General features: G+C 32.8%; 8 protein-coding genes. 1 reads left to right on the forward strand and 7 read right to left on the reverse strand.

Annotation, left to right across the window (positions count from 1 at the left end):
* Window positions 1-5 precede the first annotated feature (5 nt).
* From BLV35_RS11970 to BLV35_RS11985, 4 genes are all read right to left on the reverse strand, one after another.
* On the reverse strand, window positions 6-1,631 hold the full coding sequence (locus tag BLV35_RS11970; RefSeq protein ID WP_091090249.1) for a hypothetical protein: 1,626 nt from the start codon (window positions 1,629-1,631) through the stop codon (window positions 6-8).
* An 11-nt stretch (window positions 1,632-1,642) separates the two neighbouring features.
* Entirely contained in the window at window positions 1,643-3,121 is a 1,479-nt protein-coding gene (locus tag BLV35_RS11975; protein WP_091090252.1) for a RagB/SusD family nutrient uptake outer membrane protein, read from the reverse strand.
* 11 nt (window positions 3,122-3,132) lie between these two features.
* Complete coding sequence (locus BLV35_RS11980; RefSeq protein WP_091090256.1) at window positions 3,133-6,177, reverse strand: SusC/RagA family TonB-linked outer membrane protein; 3,045 nt, start codon at window positions 6,175-6,177, stop codon at window positions 3,133-3,135.
* 1,066 nt (window positions 6,178-7,243) lie between these two features.
* Complete coding sequence (locus BLV35_RS11985; protein ID WP_091090259.1) at window positions 7,244-10,045, reverse strand: helix-turn-helix and ligand-binding sensor domain-containing protein; 2,802 nt, start codon at window positions 10,043-10,045, stop codon at window positions 7,244-7,246.
* Between the two features lie 207 nt (window positions 10,046-10,252).
* Here BLV35_RS11985 and uvrA point away from each other — a divergent pair, with 207 nt between their 5' ends.
* Window positions 10,253-13,045: an excinuclease ABC subunit UvrA gene (gene uvrA / locus BLV35_RS11990; protein WP_091090260.1), complete on the forward strand. Its 2,793-nt coding sequence runs from the start codon at window positions 10,253-10,255 to the stop codon at window positions 13,043-13,045.
* Between the two features lie 50 nt (window positions 13,046-13,095).
* Here the strand turns inward: uvrA and BLV35_RS11995 are convergent, their stop codons facing one another.
* The 3 genes from BLV35_RS11995 to BLV35_RS12005 form a co-directional block, all read right to left on the reverse strand.
* On the reverse strand, window positions 13,096-13,884 hold the full coding sequence (locus BLV35_RS11995; RefSeq protein WP_091090263.1) for a hypothetical protein: 789 nt from the start codon (window positions 13,882-13,884) through the stop codon (window positions 13,096-13,098).
* Between the two features lie 49 nt (window positions 13,885-13,933).
* Complete coding sequence (locus tag BLV35_RS12000) at window positions 13,934-14,227, reverse strand: hypothetical protein (RefSeq protein ID WP_091090694.1); 294 nt, start codon at window positions 14,225-14,227, stop codon at window positions 13,934-13,936.
* A 444-nt stretch (window positions 14,228-14,671) separates the two neighbouring features.
* Complete coding sequence (locus BLV35_RS12005; RefSeq protein ID WP_091090266.1) at window positions 14,672-16,141, reverse strand: lipopolysaccharide biosynthesis protein; 1,470 nt, start codon at window positions 16,139-16,141, stop codon at window positions 14,672-14,674.
* Window positions 16,142-16,152: the final 11 nt, after the last annotated feature.

The raw sequence follows: 16,152 nt of genomic DNA on the forward strand, positions 1-16,152 counted from the left end.
TATTTTTAGTTGGATTGTTTAATGTCGTCAAAATAATAACTTGTTCCAGTACCACTTACATTAAAGTCAGGAAATAATATTACTCTGTCATAAGCGTTTGTCGTTTTAAATGCCGCAAAACTAGTAAGATCAAAGGTTAGTACTTGCCAAGAATTAGCAACAGTAGCAGTGGCTTCAACCTCTACAAAAACAGTTGGATTTCCATTTCCATCTTTTGGAGATGTTGAGACTTCCATTTTTAATAATATTTTTGCTCCTGCCTTAGGTGACCAAACATTTACGTTTACTTTAGTTCCTTTAGAAAAATCAACTTTTGAATCTAAATTCAAACTTGCTCCTGCCCAAACTTGCGCTCCTGCAGTTTTTTCTATTTTAACCACTTTATTCGAAACATTATTTCCTGTTTTGTCAGGATTTGTTACTACAGAAACTGGTATGCCACTAAAATCAGCAGCTCCAAAACCAGCCCATGGATATGTCAAAGTAGTCGATTCAAAATCAATTGGCATTTCAATTAATGCAGTAGGAGCTTTATAGAAATAGATGTTGTCAATAAACACACTTCCTGCTGCCCATGGTGTACCTACAAATTTCAATTGAAAAATATCAGCAACAGTTAACCCTTGACTTGTAAAAGCTGAAATTGGAATATCAATACTATTCCATTGATTAGCAACTAAGTTTTTTACTACTGGTTTCTCCCCATTAGTTTTGCTAATCAAAGACGTTTCTAGCTTTTGTAAATCTACTGTCCAAACATCCATATGAATGAATTCCATTCCTGTTACATTAACAGTTTTTCCATCAGCTAAAGCTATTCCTTGGTAACTCAACTTAATATAATTAAGCATTTTATCACCGTTCAAATCAAATTCTGTCCAGCTACTACCTTGACCCGCTTGTCCCCAATCTGGGAAGTAATTCGTTCCAGTAACATCTGTATATTTTGAACTGTAAATAGAAATCACATCTGATGCTTGTCTATTAGGAGGAGTCGCTGCAGAAGTAAAAGGCTTATTCACTACAGTTACTGTAAACACCTTAGTAAATTCGGTAGTTTTAACGGCAGCACTTTTAGAAACCACTCTGATGGTATAAACCCCAGCATTTTGGTAAGTATAAGAAAGTGACTCTCCATTATTAGCTGTTACTGGCTCTGGTTTCCCAGCTTCACCAAAATAAACATCGTAAAACAAAGCATAATCCGCCGTTGCTTTTACATTTACTTTTTTAGAAACTGACAAATCATTTTCAATAGTGACAACTAATTTTTCTGGTGCTTTAAAAGAAACAACCACTCTTTGAACTACTTCTGTTCTTTTACCGTTTAGGGTAGTCCCTATAATTTTGGCATCATAAATCCCTTCTTTATAAGTATGATCTACGGTTCCTCCCGCACTTACAGAAGCTAGAGTCGTAGTTCCATCTCCAAAATAGATTTCATATTGTGTAACACCTTCCCCACGAGGTAAAAAAGTTACTTTTCCGGTATTATCCTGAGTCACTGTGGTCAATGCTGAGATATTAGTTGGCGCTCCAAGAGTATCTAAATCAATCAGATCATTCTCTGTTGAGCAACTAAAAACTAGCGCAGCCACGATAAGACTTGTTATATATTTTATATTTTTCATGATATTGATTTTTAATAGTTAGGATTTTGTTTCCAGTTTCCACTAGAAAATTGAATTTCTTCAATTGGTATTGGAAACAATTCGTTTTTACCAGCGGTAAATCCAGGTATTTCTTTAGCCGCTTTACCAGTACGAACTAAATCAAAGAAACGGTGTCCTTCACCTACTAATTCCAATCTTCTTTCTGCCAAAATAAAATCAGTTAAAGCATCCCCTGAAGAAGAAATATCATGATTTAAATCTCCAAAAGCTCTTCTTCTTACTTGATTTAAGTATCCTCTTGCTTTTGCATCATCAAGTTTACCACGATTATAAGCTTCAGCCGCCATTAATAACACATCAGCATAACGAATAGCTCTGTAATTATTAGGATTAGTCAAATTCAAATCTCCTGCTGCTGAGGCACTTCTTTTTCTTGGAATGTATTTTCTATTAAAATAACCTGTGTCTTCATACCCTTTTCCGTAAGTTGCACCAGTTTTTAATCCCCAATCTTTCATGTCCAAAATGGCAACATCCTTACGATTGTCACCTACTTCAAAAGCATTAACAATTTTAGATGTAGGTACATTAAAACTAAATCCTGAAGTAAATAAAGTTCCACTGTAATTTCTAGGTCCGTTAAAACCAACTGCTACATTTCCTTCACTACACTGTAGACAACCAAATCCAGCACCTTCCACATCTGTGTATTGTACTTCAAAAACTGATTCAAGACCGTTTTCACCTTCAGATTCAAATATTGAATTATAGTCTGCTACTAAAGAGTATTTTTGTAATCCAATAGCGCTATCAAAAGTGGTAGCCGCTTTTGCAAATTTATCTTGATATAAATACGCTTTTCCTAATAAAGCTAGCGCAGCTCCTTTAGTTGCTCTTCCTTTTTGTGAAGCAGTGGCATTTAAATTAGCCGAAGCGTAAACTAAATCAGCTTCAATTGCCGCATAAACATCTGCCACTGAAGAACGGGCAATAGTTTTCTCATCTCCAATTTTGAAACGAGCATCTCCTTTTAATGGAATTCCACCAAACCATTTTACCAATTCGAATTGATAGTAAGCTCTTAAAAAACGAGCTTCGGCAATGATTTGTGTTTTACCCTCGAATGTGGTTTTATTTTGAAATTCTAAAATATAATTGGCTCTGCTTACACCTGCAAACATCCAATTCCAGATATCTCTCAAATTGCTATTTACTGGCGTATGAATCATGTCATCAATTTGTTGAAAACCGATAACATCTGTTTGACTTTCTCCACCTGCTAGGGTATTATCAGAAGCTATCTCCCCTAACATTACGTTTACATACGATGATTGAAGTGGATCATAAGCAGCTACTAAAGCATTTTCATAATCTGTTTTTGAATTGAAATAATTTTCAGAATCAATAGAGTAAACTGGGTCGCGATTAACAAAATCATCGCTACATGAAACAGTTAGCAACGAAAAGAGCGCTACTGCTGTAATTGATATATATATGTACTTTTTCATCTTAAGTTGAATTAGAAATTAATATTTAGACCTAACAAAAAGGTTCTAGGAACAGGATAAAAACCGTAATCGATTCCACCACCTATTGGGTTACCGTTTGAAGCTCCTGGGTCAAAACCTTTGTATTTAGTGAAGGTGTACAAATTATTTACTCCAGCATATAAACGTAATTTTGTTATTTTGACGATTTCAGATACTTCAGGATTTAAAGTATATCCTAATTGAATGTTTTGGATTCTCAAGTACGAAGCATCCTCTACAAAATAATCAGAGAAAACATTGTTAGCAGTCGCTCCAGTCGTTACTCTTGGAACAGAATTGCTAGTACCTTCTCCTGTCCATCTGTCCAAAACATAATTTAGACGATTTGCATCAGATAATGTTCTTTCATAGTTTCTTACCATATCATTCCCTACCGAAGCGAAAGTATAAACAGCAAAATCAAGATTTTTATAATTCATTTGCAAATTGAAACCCATTGTCGCTGTAGGTATTGGATTTCCAATATTCGTTCTATCACTAGAATTAATAACACCATCATTATTCACATCCACAAAACGAATATCACCAGGAGCAGCATTAGCACCTAAAGCTACTTGTGAAGGATGCGCATTAATTTCTGCTTGATTTTGAAAAACACCATCCGTTTTGTATCCGTAGAAATACCCAATTGGCAATCCTACTTGCATTCTAGACGGAGAGGGTTGTCCAACTCCGAAAGAGCCACCTTCGATAAATCCAGTACCGTTGTTCACTTCCAAAACTTCATTTTTCAAGAAAGTAACATTGTACCCTACACTCATATTAAAATTTTCCGAAAATTTATTTTTATAATCTACAGAGAATTCAAGCCCCGAATTGCGAACTGTACCTGCATTAACTGTAGGTGCAGAAGCTCCTGGAGCATAATTTCCTGTAATTCCTGAAACAGGAATGTTAGGAATTAATAAATCCTTACGAGTATCAATAAAATAATCCGTTACAATAGAAACTTTATTATTGAATAATTTTAAATCCAATCCAACATCAAATTTTCTTGCCTCTTCCCATTTCAAGTCAGGATTAGCAATTTGACCTGTTGCAGTACCATTAACCAAAGAACCGTCAAAAACATAGGTTGCTTCTCCAGATAATAAACTTACATAACCATTATTTGGTATTTGGTCATTTCCTAATGTACCATAACTAGCTCTTAATTTCATGAAATTGATTTTCTTGTCTTCACCAAAAAAGCCTTCATCTGAAATTACCCATCCTGCAGTAAAAGAAGGAAAGTAACCTACTTTATTACCTGTACCAAATTTAGTAGAAGCATCACGTCTTATCATCCCTGACAAAAGGTATTTCCCTTTGAAATCATATTGCATTCTTCCAAAATAAGAAAGACGTCTTTCATCGTATGAGTAAGCGCTATTGGTTTTAGCATCTAATATTCCTGTGGTTAACGAAATATCAGCATAATCCCATGAATTATTAGGAACATCATATCCTGTAGCATACAAACCGCTACCCCATTCTTTAAAAATAGTGTTACCAATTGTGGTTACAAAATTGTGGTCAGCAATTTTCTTAGTATAGGTAGCAAAGGCATCAAACGAATAATTATTATCATTTACTGCACCTTGAGTAACAGAACTTCTAACAACATCAAATACTTTTCCTCCGTAACTGATTTGTTTTGCAAAATCTCTTGATTTACTATTTGAACTATTAAATCCCATAGAACTAGACAATACCAAACCATCTATTAGTTTGTACTCTAATCCAAAGTTTCCGTTTAATTTTTTGAAATTGTAATCGTTATTCGTATTGGCAACTTGCGCCAATGGATTGATAATTTCATTTCCTAATCCTGTTGTGTTTGGCACTACTGTAAAATCACCATTCGCATTATAAGGACTCAATGTAGAAGGAATATTTAACGCATTAAACAAAACAGAACCTAATCCATTTTCACTTAACGTTTTGCGGTTAAAATAAGTATAAATAACATTGGTTTTCAGTTTTAATTTATCACTTACATCGGCATTTAAAGAGACTCTGGCAGTATTTCTTAAAAAACCAGATTTACTTTGACCTACAATTCCTTCTTGGTCTAAATGAGAACCGCTTACTGCATACGTAACTTTATCAGAACCACCAGAAATAGATAAATCGTGATTGATGATAGGAACACCTTTACTGATAACTTCATTTTGCCAATTAGTGCCTTTCCCTAAACCGCTTACATTAGTATAAGGTAATGCTTTACCACCATTTGCGTAGCTTTCATTAAGCAACAACGCATATTCAGTAGCATTTAATAAATTTAATTTTTGAGAAGTTTCTTGAAAACCAGTATAGGTGTTATAAGAAATTCTAGATTTCGAATTCTTTTTTCCTGTTTTGGTCGTTATTAAGATAACTCCATTGGCACCGATAGTACCATATATGGCGGCTTGAGCATCTTTAAGAACTGTAATTGACTCAATGTCATTAGGATTCAACAATCCTAATTCTCCAACATAACCATCAATAATAGTCGTCGGACGGTTTTCACCATTTGTAGCGATACCACGAATTCTAATATCTAACGCAGCACCCGGGGAACCAGATTGTGTCGTAACATTCACACCCGAAACTGTTCCTTGTAAGGCTTGCTCAATTTTAACAGGCTTTAAAATTTCTAGTGTCTTACTGTCTACAACAGAAACAGCACCAGTAATTTCTCTTCTTTTTTGACTACCATAACCAATAACAACAACTTCGTCTAAAGCTTTAGCATCGTCTTGCATCAAGACGCTCATATTATTATTACTAGCCGTTACTTTATATTCAAATGTTTTATATCCAATAAACGTAAAAACAACAACAGAACCTGATGGAATTCCTTTTAAAGAAAATTTACCATCAAAATCAGTTGAGACTCCTTTATTGGTATTTTTAATTTGAACATTTACTCCTGGTATTGATAAACCAGAACTGTTTTCTTTTACAGTTCCTCCAATATCAAAACTCTGGGCGAAACCAAAAGTAGAGAGGAATAGAAAAATAATTAATAGATAATTCGACTTCATAATTTATGTTTTTTGTGAATTATAAAAATAAGACAGAAACAAAACAATCTGTTAAAAATTACCTTTACAAAAAACATACATCGCAAAAAAAAACACATATTTTTATTCATTTTGATAAAAACATACGAGTTTACTAAGGATTTAGGAATGAGACATTCACACATGATATAAGGAAAAATAGCTACTACAACGTGAATGTTGTGGTAATGTATAGTTTTATTGTCCCTTTTTATTAGTAACTATACAATTCAAATAATGAAAAAATAATCTATTCGATTAACTATTGACCAAAACACCACAAAACCCAAAAATTTTAACATTTAAAAATGAGCTTTGGATATCGATACGAGTCTAATAAAAATGGTTCTTTGGGCATTTTAACCATCATTTCATAATGAATCATAAAATGATTATATATTAAAATAATAGTTAAAATATTAGGGTGAAATTATTTTCGACCTATCGAATTTATCGTCTTGATGAAGCAGATGATCCAATTACACGCAAACAAATATCGATTAAATAAAAACCAATTACATACCTACCAAAGAATCACTGGATATAAGAAGATAAAGGATGTCATAATTTAAAACTACTGGTTAGTTCTTTTTGACGGAAATTAAAAATGTTTTTTTTAGTCAATAATAGCATGCTTACTAAAATTTGTTAGAACATCCATTTTTAATAGAAGTTAAACGCTATCGTTTTAAGGTAAAATGAGACTTAAAGTTTTTATTAACTCCATTTTCAATATAATCGGTAGAAAACCAATAATCGTTTGATTGTAATTGTACGGTTGTCAGTAAATGCTTCTCCTTGTTGTATTAATAAATCCTCCCCTTTTACAAATTTACTTATGGTGGTGGCATAACCAACTAAAGAAGTACGTCCAGTCACAAGATTCGTAGCTTCTACAGCATACTTCTCTATTTTATTGGCATCATAAGTACTATTAATCGCATTAGGAATAAGTACCCCTTCAAAATACCAAGCAAAAATGTATTTACTTGGATCCAGCTTTGTATCAAGAGTATAATTTAGTTTTTTTAGCTGTATATAAGAAAAACTATACAGCTAAAATATACTCTACAAGACCTTGTTCATGAGACAACTCCATTTTTTTTCTCAAACGGTATCTTTTAATTTCGACACTGCGTACAGAAATATTCAATAATGGAGCAACTTCCTTAGAAGAGAGGTTCAATCTTAGGTAGGCACAAAGTCTAAGATCATTTGGGGTTAAAGAAGGATGAGCCAATTTTATTTTTTTCAAGAAATCTTTGTCAGCACTGTCAAAAGCTTCTTTAAAGACATTCCAAGTATCGTCCTTGGAAATGTTTTTATTAATCGTTGAAATGACTGATTTTATACTTCTGCTTTCATTTTCATTTGTTTTCTTCAAATCTTCTTTGATGTAAGCTAACAATTCATTTTTACTGTTTAAACTCATCGTTGATACTGCTAATTCTCTACTTTTAGAATCTACATCCTGAGAAAGTTGTTCGTTTCTAATTCGCATCATCTGCTGTTCATTCTCTAATTCTTTTATCTCTAATAAAAGATTGTTTTCTTCAATCAGCTTTTCCTTCTGTTTATGATAATAATTCCTATATGCTTTATGAATATAATACCCCATTACCAGGATGAAAACGAGATATATAAAAATCGCAAAGTTAGTTCGATACCAAGGTTTAAGAATCGTAAACGAGTATATGGCGGTATTATCTAAAGTTGCATTCGCAAATTTTGCTTTAACTTTAAAGGAATAATCACCCGGCGGCAAGTTTTTAAAATTTACTGTAGGCTTTGCACTCCATTCACTCCACTGGTCTTGAAATCCTTTTAATAAATACTGGTACTCAACATTAATATATTTATTGTACTCCGGCACAGTATAACTAAAGCTAATGTTATTGTCATCGTACTTAAACTCCCCATTTTCTTTGATTGACTGACTAACAATGGTTTCATTCAGTTTGTTTATAGCTATGTTAGCTATTGAAATAGTATAGTTTTTAAAACTAAGATCATTAATATTCATGATATAATAACCATCAGTTGTTCCTATAAGGTACTCAGACTTTGACAACTGCGCTATGTTTTCATACCCCAACATTGAATTGGTCAATGACGAAGGAATAGAAATCACATTTTGCTTTAGCTGGTTATTAATTTTACTCAAAGAAAAATAATGAATATAATTTTTTGAAAACAACCAGATTTTATTCGAATCATCTAAAATCAATTTCCCCGATGTATATTCGTCTTTTTCAAAAACAGCACTTAATAACTTATCTTTTTCAAATAGCTTGGTTTTATCATTTAACTTGAAAACACCTTCTTTGTAAGCGTAATAGATTTTATTATTAAATTTTACTAAACTGGCATTTTTTCCTTTTTTTGGAGTTTCATAAGAAGTAAAAGAACTTACTTTCGAAAATTTATTGTCTAATTGCAATCTAAAAACACCTTTATATTCATGACTGATATATATTTCATTTGTGTTTAAAATTTCAAAATACTTTGATGAATAGTCAAAACCTGCAATTTTGTTTCTAAAAGTCCATTGATTATTGATTTTTTCTAATACTGAAATACCATAGTAATTTCCTTGAAGCAATAAGTCTTTTTTATGTGGAACAGCTTCAAACTTCCACGTTCCAGAAAAAGGAAAGATGTTTTTTGCAGTACCGTCTCCTACAACAAATGTTCCTGAGTCATGACCACAAAATAAACTTCCGTCATATTCAAATAAAGACCACACCTGACCTTTAGTCCCTGAAATTAATTTAAAAAAATCACTACTGTGATAGTTTTTGTAGAATAACCCTTGATTTGTTCCAATATATAATTTACCATTATACAATTTAGAACAATAAACTGTTCCCAGAACACCTGTATTATCAACAAAATTATGAATAGGCGACTGAAGGTTAATACAGTTTATACCATTGTCTAGACCAGCCCAAAGATTTTTATCTGCATCTTCAAACAAGCATAATGCGGTATTATTACTCAGTCCTTGACTTTGCGTTATATGATATATTATTTTACCGACGCTATTTATAATAAAAATTCCATTCGATACTGTACCAATTGCAATCGTACCATCCGAAAGCAATTGACTACTATACACACTGCTTACTGACAACTGGACATCTGCTTCAGTTGAAAACTTAGACAAATCACTTCCTATTAGCGTATAAAATCCATTTAATTGGGTCTGGATTAAAAGTCCCTCATTGATAGAGATAATATTGATTATTCTATTCTTTATCAAAATAGGCTCCTCAGAAACTAATCGTCCTTTACCACTTTCAATTTCAAAAAGCTTTCCAGCAATCGTTTGAAAATAAATAGAATTATTTGTTTTAAACGATTTATTTACGCCTGTCTTAGGCGAAATGATTTTAAAAGTGCCAGCCTTCGAATCATAGATATATATTCTATTCAACGACTGAAATATTACCCACTGATCTAAATTTAATATATTCCAAAATTGCTCGTCGTCGAGAATTTTATTTTTTATGGTTTGACTTAACGAAGTGTACTTAAGTTGTCCATCTGATTTTCTTGTCCAAAAACCAAATTCCATGTAACTCCCCGTATAAATTTTATTGTCTATTACTTTTACAGAACGAATTATTGTTTCATTAGGAGATGGATATAGCTTCCAGTTAGAACCATTATATTCCAAAAGTCCTTCATTGTTTGCAAAGAATAAATAATGATTTTGATCCTGAGAAATCATCCAATTTTGATTTCCTGCACCGTAGAAATTCGGTGTGTATTTCACAATTGGAGGCAACTCCTGTGAAAAAGCAAAAGAAGTAAGTAAAAAGAAAAGTATAAAAAAATTTGTTTTCAATGGATGAGGATTTTATTACATTTCAAAAATAAAACTAAAAACGGAAATTATCGTGAGAAAGTTCTTTTTTAAACGACATGGCAAGAAAAATTAGGATTCTAAATCCAAAACTAATTTAAAATAATAGAATTAGCTAAAATTTGTGATTTGTTCAATCCCTTTTCTCTGTTCAAAATTGATTACTTTTGTGAAAATACATTATTTTTTATGCAAGTTGACTTTTCCAAAATAGATCCAAAGAAAAACATAATTATAAAAGGGGCGCAAGTACACAATTTAAAGAATGTGGATGTTGTGATTCCACGCAACAAATTAGTTGTTATTACAGGTCTTTCCGGTTCCGGAAAATCCAGTTTGGCCTTTGATACTTTATATGCTGAGGGGCAACGCCGTTATGTAGAAAGTTTATCGTCTTATGCCAGACAATTCCTGGGAAGGTTAGACAAACCTAAAGTAGAATATATCAAAGGTATTGCACCTGCGATTGCCATTGAGCAAAAAGTAAACACTACAAACGCCCGTTCTACAGTGGGAACTTCTACTGAGATCTATGATTATATGAAATTGCTATTTGCCCGAATTGGGAGAACCTTTTCACCAATTTCAGGTCAAGAAGTAAAAAAGAACACGGTTACTGATGTTGTTTCTGACGTCAAAAAATTTGATTTAGAGAGTAAATGGCTACTCCTTGCTCCAATTCATCTCGAAGAAGGGCGCAAACTAGAGGATAAACTAAAAGCATTACTGCATCAAGGGTTTGCTCGAATTTTAGTTGACAATCAAATGATTCGTTTAGACGAAATCGATCAGCATACACTTGACAATAAAGATATATTGCTAATCATTGACCGAATTGTAGTAAAAGACGAAGAGGAATTCTATAATCGTCTTGCAGATGCGGTACAAACCGCTTTCTATGAAGGAAAAGGCATCTGTCATTTACAAGAATTAAATTCAGACACAAGGTTTTCTTATTCCAATAATTTTGAACTCGACGGAATCACTTTCTTGGCGCCAAATGTACACTTGTTTAGTTTCAATAATCCTTACGGTGCTTGTCCCGTATGTGAAGGATATGGAAACATAATAGGTATCGATGCTGAACTAGTTACCCCGAACACCTCTTTATCTGTATATGAGAATGCCATTTTCCCTTGGAGGGGAGAAAGTATGAGTTGGTTCCGTGATGAACTAGTAAACAACGCTTACAAATTTGATTTCCCTATTCACAAACCTTTCTATCAATTGACCGAAGAACAGAAAGAGTTGATATGGAAAGGAAACCAATATTTTCAAGGTCTAAATGATTTTTTTAAAGAACTAGAAGAAAAAAATTATAAAATACAAAATCGCGTCATGCTTAGTCGTTACCGCGGTAAAACCAAGTGCCATTCCTGCAAAGGAAAGCGTTTGCGCATTGAAGCTTCTTATGTAAAAATCAATTCAAAAACGGTTTCTGACTTAGTGGATTTGCCAATAAAGCATTTAGTGACTTTTTTCGAAGGAATCGAATTGGATGTCTATGAAAAACAGATTGCAAGACGTTTGCTATTAGAAATCAATAACAGATTGTCTTTTTTAACTGAAGTAGGTTTAGATTACTTAACCTTAAATAGAAATTCTGCTACACTTTCAGGTGGAGAGTCGCAACGTATTAACTTGGCTACTTCACTAGGAAGTAGTTTAGTAGGATCGATGTATATTTTGGACGAGCCGAGTATTGGGTTACACCCAAAAGATACGGAACGATTAATAAAAGTCTTGATATCATTGCGTGATTTAGGCAATACGGTAATAGTTGTTGAACACGATGAGGATATTATGAAAGCTGCTGACATGATTATTGATATTGGTCCAGAAGCTGGTTCATTCGGTGGAGAATTAGTAGCTCAAGGTACCTTTGAAGAAATTTTAAAATCAACTTCGCTAACTGCCAAATATCTCAACGGAGATTTAGAAATTTCCATTCCTAAAAAACGTAGAAAATTCAAAAATTTTATTGAAATAAAAGGGGCGAGAGAAAATAACTTGCAAAATATTGATGTTACTTTCCCATTAGACGTATTAACTGTAATTACAGGTGTATCCGGAAGTGGAAAAAGTACGCTAATCAAGAAGATCCTGTTTCCTGCAATGCAAAAGAAACTAGATAACGCAGGCGAAAAAGCAGGTCAGTTTAGTGAGATATCAGGCTCTTTTTCACAAATAAAGCATATAGAGTATGTAGATCAAAATCCGATAGGGAGAAGCTCCCGTTCTAATCCAGTAACCTACATCAAGGCTTATGATGACATTAGAGAATTGTATGCAAAAGAGAAATTATCAAAAATAAGAGGATATCTCCCAAAACATTTTTCTTTCAATGTAGATGGCGGTCGATGCGAAACTTGTAAAGGAGAAGGTTCCATCAATGTAGAAATGGTTTTTATGGCCGATGTTCAGCTACCTTGCGAAACCTGCAACGGCAAACGATTTAAGAAGGAAGTACTTGAAGTTACTTTTGCCGGAAAAAATATCAATGATATTCTGACCATGACAATCGATGATGCAGTTGCTTTTTTCGAAACTAATGCCCAACAAAAAATCACACAGAAATTAAAACCATTGCAAGATGTTGGTTTGGGGTATGTTCAATTAGGACAATCCTCTTCTACTCTTTCTGGTGGTGAAGCCCAAAGAATAAAACTAGCTTCTTTTCTGGTAAAAGGAGCGACAAAAGAAAAAGCATTGTTTGTATTTGACGAACCTACAACAGGATTGCATTTTCATGATATAAAGAAACTTTTAGCCTCTTTTGATGCGCTGATAGAGAAAGGACATTCGATAATGGTAATAGAACACAATTTAGACCTTATAAAATGTGCAGATTGGATTATTGATTTAGGACCTGAAGGCGGAGAAAATGGAGGGCAATTACTAGCTGTAGGAACACCAGAGGAAATTGTAAAAAACAAAAAATCCATTACTGGCACTTACTTAAAAACAGCCTTAAAACTATAAAAACAAAGCAGAAAAATCGTAACTGATTTTTCTGCTTTTTTATATATTCTCTAGAATCTATATCCTAAACTTAAACCGCTACGAATTCCTCCCCACGGCCCACTAATATTTAATGTTGCTCCATTTGCATTCGCTTTGGCATTAACATCAGATAAAGGAAGCTCTATTTTATCTAACTCCTTTTGCAGTTCTGCTTGTTCAAAAGTAGATAACGTCCCATCAGTGACACCTACAAAATCCCCTTTCGAAGTACCATAATGAGGTCCGATGATCCACCAATCTAAAATAAGATTTTTACCTAAATTGAATTGTGCTCCAAATTGTAATCCAAACGTATTTGCCGAGAGTTTACCTCCCATATCGATATCAGCTTGACCGCCTAGATCAGTTGTATAAGTAAAATTCACACCGGTAATATCGTATTGTAAATGTCTATAAAAAGGGGCAATATAAAATCCTTTACCATATCCTTTACCCAAATAAAATCGAACTTCAGGTGTGATTGCAGTGTACCCTAATTCCGCATTAGTAAACATATTTTGCGTATCAGGATCACTTGATGCTAAATCATTTATTTGGCTTTTAAAAGGAACACTCCCTTTTGGTATAAAACTATATCCTAATACAAAACCTATACGTTTTGTAAGACTTCTTTCATATTGAAATTGAAAATTCTTAAAAACAAGACTCGTTAAACTGATTTTAACATTGTTTTTTTTCGGTATAATCAATTCGTTATTTATTGATAAAGAATCAATGGATGTTGCGGTATTCGTTTGCGAAGAAGCAATAAAAAAATTGAATAAAATTACTGTTAGAGTTAGTAAAATTTTTTTCATAAAAAATGGTGTATAATATTATTTTTGATTTAAATCGTACACAAATATATTAAAAACATTTGTCTTCAAATGCATTTCCATCTTCATCAATGGCAACTAATATTCTTTTCTCGCGAGAAGAAATAAAACTTTTGTACATCCAAGGAATTGACCACAAACCCAATGTAGCACATGAAAAGACAAAATTAATATTGTGGTTTACTTTGATTCCTTTTTTTGATAAAACAGCAAAAGGCAACTTATCATTTCTCTCTTCTATTACAAAACCCTTACTAATTTTTTCGGTTATAATTTTTGAGAACTTAATTCTATTCTCATCCAAAGTTAATGCTTGGTTCTTCATAATAATCATATGATTTAATTTCAACATTGTTTTTACTCGAACAATAATGACAACCCAAAATTAAGAACTTAGAGTGACTACCACAATACCCACTTTTAGTGATATTTAAGACCTAATATTCTTCTACACTTCTGGTTTTCAGTTTATGTCTACAAATGTATTTTTTAAAGCCAATATAATTCTTACACAATAATTCAATTAGTTTGTAAAATTTACTGTCCTACAGCAACAACTATAAAATAGTATTACTAAAAAAACAAATATTATAAAACTAAATAACAAGAAAGGGAAACCAAGAAATTTTAGCGCAAAAAAGTCGATAAAGGATAAAGTGATTAAATATTGGTCAAAAACACAATTAACTATAGGTTTGAAAGATTTGGTATCATCTAACAAATGAAAGAAGCTTATAATTATATTAGCAATCCTCTCACAGTTTTGATATTACAATTTAATGTTCAATTTCTTGAATACACTATCAATAACTTCATTTATCTCAATCGAAATAACAAACTTATAGTTGACATAGAGATAGGCAAGAGTAACAAGAATTGATTTCAATGCGATGGCGATGATAGGTATAAAAGGAAATTGCCAAAAATAAAACATTAAAAATAAAACAAGCGTAAGTGCCATCGAATACAAGGTTTGCTTTGTAAAAGGATACAAATGCAGTCTTTTAACCACAAACATTAATTTAGCTAAACTATATAAGGTTATTGATAACAAAGTCGCAAACGCAGAGCCTAAAATACCATAAATCGGGATGAAAATCATATTCAAACCAACAGTTAGAAAAACCAAAATCACTCCGAGAAATAAAACTGCACGATAATATTTAGTATTGAAAATTATTGCATTATTATTACCTAATATCAAATCAAAATACTTTGATAATCCAATCATAAAAACAACTAAAATTCCCCCACCATACTCCGCAGGAACCATCTCATACAACTGCTTGATATTAACAAAAATGCACAACATAACAAACCCACCCACGACTTGAAGATTGATAGAGGTCTTCTTATATAGCACATTTAAATCTTCAAATTTATCCTCATGCATTAATTTTGCGGTTATCGGATACACTATTTGGTGCATCGCCCTGCTAGGAACTGAAATAACCAAAGCAATGTAAGTTGCCACCGAATAATAGGCTATGTTTTCAATTTTAATGTACTGATTCAGCATTAATTTATCAATATCTAAAAGCAAAGTGGCTACACTACCTGACAAAATTATGAAAAAAGTATACACCATTATATCCTTCACATTATGAGGAACTGAAAACTGAAACTCCGGTTTTTTAAGATAAAAAGCATACAACATAGTAACTATGAACGCAATGAAGTAAATCCCTGCAGTAACATAAACAAATTGTATAACTGTAATCCAATTATAATATACGGCAATCAGGGCAAGAAGAGAAAAGGAACGCAAACCCACTTCTTTAATAAAATTCCCAAAGACAGAGTGCATATGTACTCTAGCCCAAGCGTAGAAAATTTCGAAATAGGCCATGCATAAGCCAGTGAATGGTATTAACCATAAGTAATCCTTCACTATTGGATTTTCCTTAGATAGAAAATCAGAAATAGCGCTATAAAAGAAAATGCCTATTGAAATTAATGGAATACTTAGCAATAGAGGAAGTAGTACGGTAAAAGACAAAAACTGTGATTGCTCCTGCTCTGTTTTACATTGAGAATAGAACTTAACCAAGGTGTTTTGCATTCCAAAAGCCAATAACGGCATAATGATACTGGATGCTGAAAGCACATAATTAGTTAATGCATAATACGTAGCACCAAGAAAAAAGGGATATAAATAAATTGTATTTATAGCCCCAATACCGAAACCGATATATGTTATTATTGTATTTTTTAACGACTGATTTAATACTATTCCCATTCGGAGATTAG

This window comes from Flavobacterium gillisiae (assembly GCF_900107635.1).
Classification (GTDB): domain Bacteria; phylum Bacteroidota; class Bacteroidia; order Flavobacteriales; family Flavobacteriaceae; genus Flavobacterium; species Flavobacterium gillisiae.

Bases quoted from the DNA above. Each gene is read 5' to 3' on its own strand.
- BLV35_RS11970 (WP_091090249.1), bottom strand. From the start codon at position 1,631: ATGAAAAATATAAAATATATAACAAGTCTTATCGTGGCTGCGCTAGTT.
- BLV35_RS11975 (WP_091090252.1), bottom strand. From the start codon at position 3,121: ATGAAAAAGTACATATATATATCAATTACAGCAGTAGCGCTCTTTTCG.
- BLV35_RS11980 (WP_091090256.1), bottom strand. From the start codon at position 6,177: ATGAAGTCGAATTATCTATTAATTATTTTTCTATTCCTCTCTACTTTT.
- uvrA (WP_091090260.1), top strand. From the start codon at position 10,253: ATGCAAGTTGACTTTTCCAAAATAGATCCAAAGAAAAACATAATTATA.
- BLV35_RS11995 (WP_091090263.1), bottom strand. From the start codon at position 13,884: ATGAAAAAAATTTTACTAACTCTAACAGTAATTTTATTCAATTTTTTT.
- BLV35_RS12000 (WP_091090694.1), bottom strand. From the start codon at position 14,227: ATGAAGAACCAAGCATTAACTTTGGATGAGAATAGAATTAAGTTCTCA.
- BLV35_RS12005 (WP_091090266.1), bottom strand. From the start codon at position 16,141: ATGGGAATAGTATTAAATCAGTCGTTAAAAAATACAATAATAACATAT.